Below are 3,530 nucleotides of genomic sequence, written 5' to 3' on the forward strand. Positions count from 1 at the left end.
TCGGATCACCAGACAATGAGATACCTCAACATCGCCCTCGTGATGAGTCATCTGGGGTCCGCCACCGACCCGACCGAGCCCCGGAACACACAACAACTCGAGCGCTTCCAGCACATTCGAAATGGTTTTCCGACCGTCCGCGCCAGCCTCGCCGCTTCGGCCGGGGGCTTCCTCGGCGCGGAGTATACCTATGATCTGGTGCGGGCCGGGATCAGCCTCTACGGCGGCGGCCCGGAAGAGCGGCCTGACCCGCGCCTGAGGGCGGTCGCCACGCTGACGGCGCCCATTCTGGACATTCGCCATCTGCAGGCAGGCGACCGGGTAGGCTATGGCGAGAGTTTCACGGCGCCCGGCGACATGCGCGTCGCCGTCATCGCCGCAGGGTATGCCGACGGCGTGATCCGCGCGGCCATGGGGCGTGGAATGGCCTGGGCCGCCGGAGCGCCTCGCCCGCTGCTGGTGGTCAACATGGATCTGACCGTGGTGGACATCGGCGATGCGCCCCTTGCAATTGGCGATCATGTGGAGCTGCTCGGCGCCAACGCCCAGCTAGACGACCTGGCCGCAGCCGCAGGAACCGTCGCACACGAGGTGCTGGTACGCCTCAGCACGCGCGCAGAGCGGATCTATATCGGCGCCTGAGGTACGTCATTTGCCCGCGGCAAGGCGCTCCAGGCGATCAGTCCCGACCGCGCCGACAGCGGCTTTCAGCTGGCTCATGTCCACGCCGGCGCCATTGGCCTGAATCAGGAACCTGTCGGCGACCAGGACGCTGTATTCGCCCCGCCGCCCCTCGGTCTCGAAGCTCTCACGGGTCAAGCGGCCGTCCGTCTTCCCAACCTTCTCGTAGCCGGTCGCGCTCTCGGAGGATGATTTCAGGTTGAAGGCTCCCGCCATGCCGGCCAGAGCGCCGGCGGAACCCAGATCGATCACTTCAACCGAAAGGCTCGCGTCGCCACGGCTGTAGCGTCCTTCCACCCCCGACCCCTGAAGCCCTCCGATCCCGCCGCTCGAGGACCTGGTCTCGGTGCGCGTGAAACCGGCAATATTCACGGGAAGGTACGTCTTCAGGATATCCGGATCGGTGGGCGACGGGCCGTTGCCCTCGCTCGCCTGGCTTGCTGCAGCCTCAAGAGCCTTTGAAGCGGCCTCGAGTTTGCCAAGATCAATTGACCCCTGCCCCGGAATATTGACCGTACCGCTGATCGCGGGTGGCGTCAGGGTGCGGGACAGTCCACTCAAACCCAGAATGGCGCCCGTGATCGCACTGAAGATCAGACCAACCACGATGGCCACAACAACGACCACGGCAAAGTAGCTTGTCGCCCGTTCCTGGGGCGCCTTCATCAGCTTCGGCAGGCCCTTGTAGAGCAGGAAGAGGCTGTAGAGCCCGCCCACGAATGCCAGGATTCCGAGACCCGGAAGCAAGCCAAACACGCCGGCGATCCATCCAGCGGTCGGCGCGTAGGCGGCAACCTTGAACGCCTGCACACGATCCTTGAATCCGGCGAAGCCGGGAGCGAGGGCGTCGATGATGTAGGCGAGCACGAAAACCATGCCCAAACTGACCGCGAGCATCAGAACGGCCTGGACGGCGAGATAAACAGGCGAGAAGCGCAAGGTCACACCGAACCCGCCAAACCCGATGCCGGCGCCAAACACCAGCTGGCCGATGAAGTTGCAGATCACCGGGATCAGGGCCAGGGGGAGCACATAACTGGTGAACACGCCCTGGATCGTTGCGGGCTCCCGCTCGATTTCGTCCCAGGTGGCGGAGGGTTGCAGGATCAGGGCTTTGGCGCGTGCGAACAGTCCGGCGGGCTTTGATCCGGGCTCTACGATGCTCATGGCTCTCTCCCTGGCAGTTCTATTGCGGCCCCAGGACGAGAGACTAGCCCGAAGGTGCGCCACCGCACAGACCTTCGCTTCAGGGTCGGCTAGACTGGCACTCATTCGAATCACGGAGACACCATGGCCCGCGACGGCGCCGCCTACGCTTGTCAGTCCTGCGGAGCCATCCAGACCCGGTGGTCCGGCCAGTGCCCGGCCTGTGGCGCCTGGAACAGTCTTGTCGAGGAGATGGGGGCTCGACCGCCAGGCGCGCTGAAGCTCACAAAACCCACCCGCAAGCAGCATCTGGCCTTCGAGGGACTGGACGAAACCACGCCCGCCCCGCCCCGGATCGCTACGGGCGTGGACGAATGGGATAGGGTCTGCGGCGGTGGTGTCGTTCCAGGATCGGCCATTCTGGTGGGCGGCGATCCCGGGGTCGGAAAATCCACCCTGCTGCTCCAGGTGGCCGCCAGCGCCGCGCGGCGCGGCGCCCGGTGCGCCTATATCTCCGGCGAAGAGGCCGTGGAACAGGTCCGCGCGCGCGCCCAGCGCATGGGTCTTGCCGATGCACAGGTGAAACTGGCGGCAGAAACGTCGCTGAGGGCGATCCTCGACGGTCTGAAGGCTGAGCCCTTCGATCTCGTGGTGATTGATTCCATTCAGACCATGTGGAGCGACGCACACGAAGCGGGGCCAGGCTCGGTCACCCAGGTCAGGGCCGCCTGTCAGGAACTGGTGCGACTGGCGAAGACGCGCGGACTGGCCGTCGTATTGGTGGGCCATGTCACCAAGGAAGGCGCCATCGCCGGGCCGCGGGTGGTGGAGCATATGGTCGACGCGGTGTTCTCGTTCGAAGGCGAGCGTGGCTATCCGTTCCGCATCCTGCGCGGTGCCAAGAACCGGTTCGGCGCGACTGACGAAATTGGCGTCTTCGAGATGGGCGACCAGGGCCTGGCCGAGGTCAAGAACCCTTCCGCCCTGTTCCTCAACACCTCTGGCGAGCGCGCCGCAGGCGCCGCGGTTTTCGCGGGCATCGAAGGATCGCGGCCCGTTCTTGTAGAGATCCAGGCGCTTGTGGCCCCATCGGCCTATGGCACGCCGCGGCGGGCGGTGGTGGGCTGGGATGGCGGGCGTCTGGCGATGGTGCTGGCGGTGCTCGAGTCCCGATGCGGTCTCAGCCTCGGCGACCGGGACGTCTACCTCAATGTGGCCGGGGGGCTGCGCATATCCGAACCAGCCGCCGATCTCGCGGCAGCGGCGGCGCTGGCCTCATCAGCTCTGGATCAGGCCTTGCCGCAGGACTGCGTGGTCTTCGGCGAAATCAGCCTGTCGGGCGATGTTCGTTCGGTGAGCCGTATGGACGGTCGACTGAAGGAAGCCGCGAAACTGGGCTTCCGGCGGGCGTTGGGGCCGACTGGCGCCGAGCCGCCCTCCGGGATGAGGCTGATGGGCGCCGGGCGGCTGGCGGATGCCATCCGGCGAATCGGCGACGGCGATTGGGATTGAGCATCCATTGACGCAACTGGATTTCATCATCCTGGCGCTGCTGGCGGTCTCGGCCGCCATCGGCTTTTCACGGGGGGCGGTACGCGAGGTCTTCGCTCTGGGAGCCCTCGTGATCGCTGCGATTCTGGCAATTCTCGGTCTGCCAGCCTTCGGCCCGATGGCCCGGGAGGCAATAGACCCCGACTGGCTTG

General features: G+C 65.9%; 4 protein-coding genes. 3 read left to right on the forward strand and 1 reads right to left on the reverse strand.

All coding sequences use genetic code 11. From position 1 onward, the window contains the following. On the forward strand, positions 1 to 642 hold a 642-nt coding region (locus ACIQ42_RS17185), incomplete at its 5' end, for an alanine racemase (protein ID WP_397423457.1). Positions 643 to 648: 6 nt separating this feature from the next. Here the strand turns inward: ACIQ42_RS17185 and ACIQ42_RS17190 are convergent. Beyond that, positions 649 to 1,848, reverse strand: coding sequence for a Yip1 family protein (locus ACIQ42_RS17190; RefSeq protein WP_397423458.1), 1,200 nt, complete (start codon positions 1,846 to 1,848; stop codon positions 649 to 651). Between the two features lie 123 nt (positions 1,849 to 1,971). Between ACIQ42_RS17190 and radA the strand changes: the two genes are divergently transcribed. Further along, on the forward strand, positions 1,972 to 3,339 hold the full coding sequence (radA, locus tag ACIQ42_RS17195; RefSeq protein WP_397423459.1) for a DNA repair protein RadA: 1,368 nt from the start codon (positions 1,972 to 1,974) through the stop codon (positions 3,337 to 3,339). Positions 3,340 to 3,346: 7 nt separating this feature from the next. Beyond that, the coding region (locus tag ACIQ42_RS17200) for a CvpA family protein (protein WP_397423460.1) at positions 3,347 to 3,530 on the forward strand (184 nt) is incomplete at its 3' end.

The sequence above is a fragment of the Phenylobacterium sp. genome (assembly GCF_044372605.1).
Classification (GTDB): domain Bacteria; phylum Pseudomonadota; class Alphaproteobacteria; order Caulobacterales; family Caulobacteraceae; genus Phenylobacterium.

What these genes read in the sequence shown, in the direction of transcription:
- ACIQ42_RS17190 (WP_397423458.1), bottom strand. Translation starts at nt 1,848, where the DNA reads ATGAGCATCGTAGAGCCCGGATCAAAGCCCGCCGGACTGTTCGCACGC.
- radA (WP_397423459.1), top strand. Translation starts at nt 1,972, where the DNA reads ATGGCCCGCGACGGCGCCGCCTACGCTTGTCAGTCCTGCGGAGCCATC.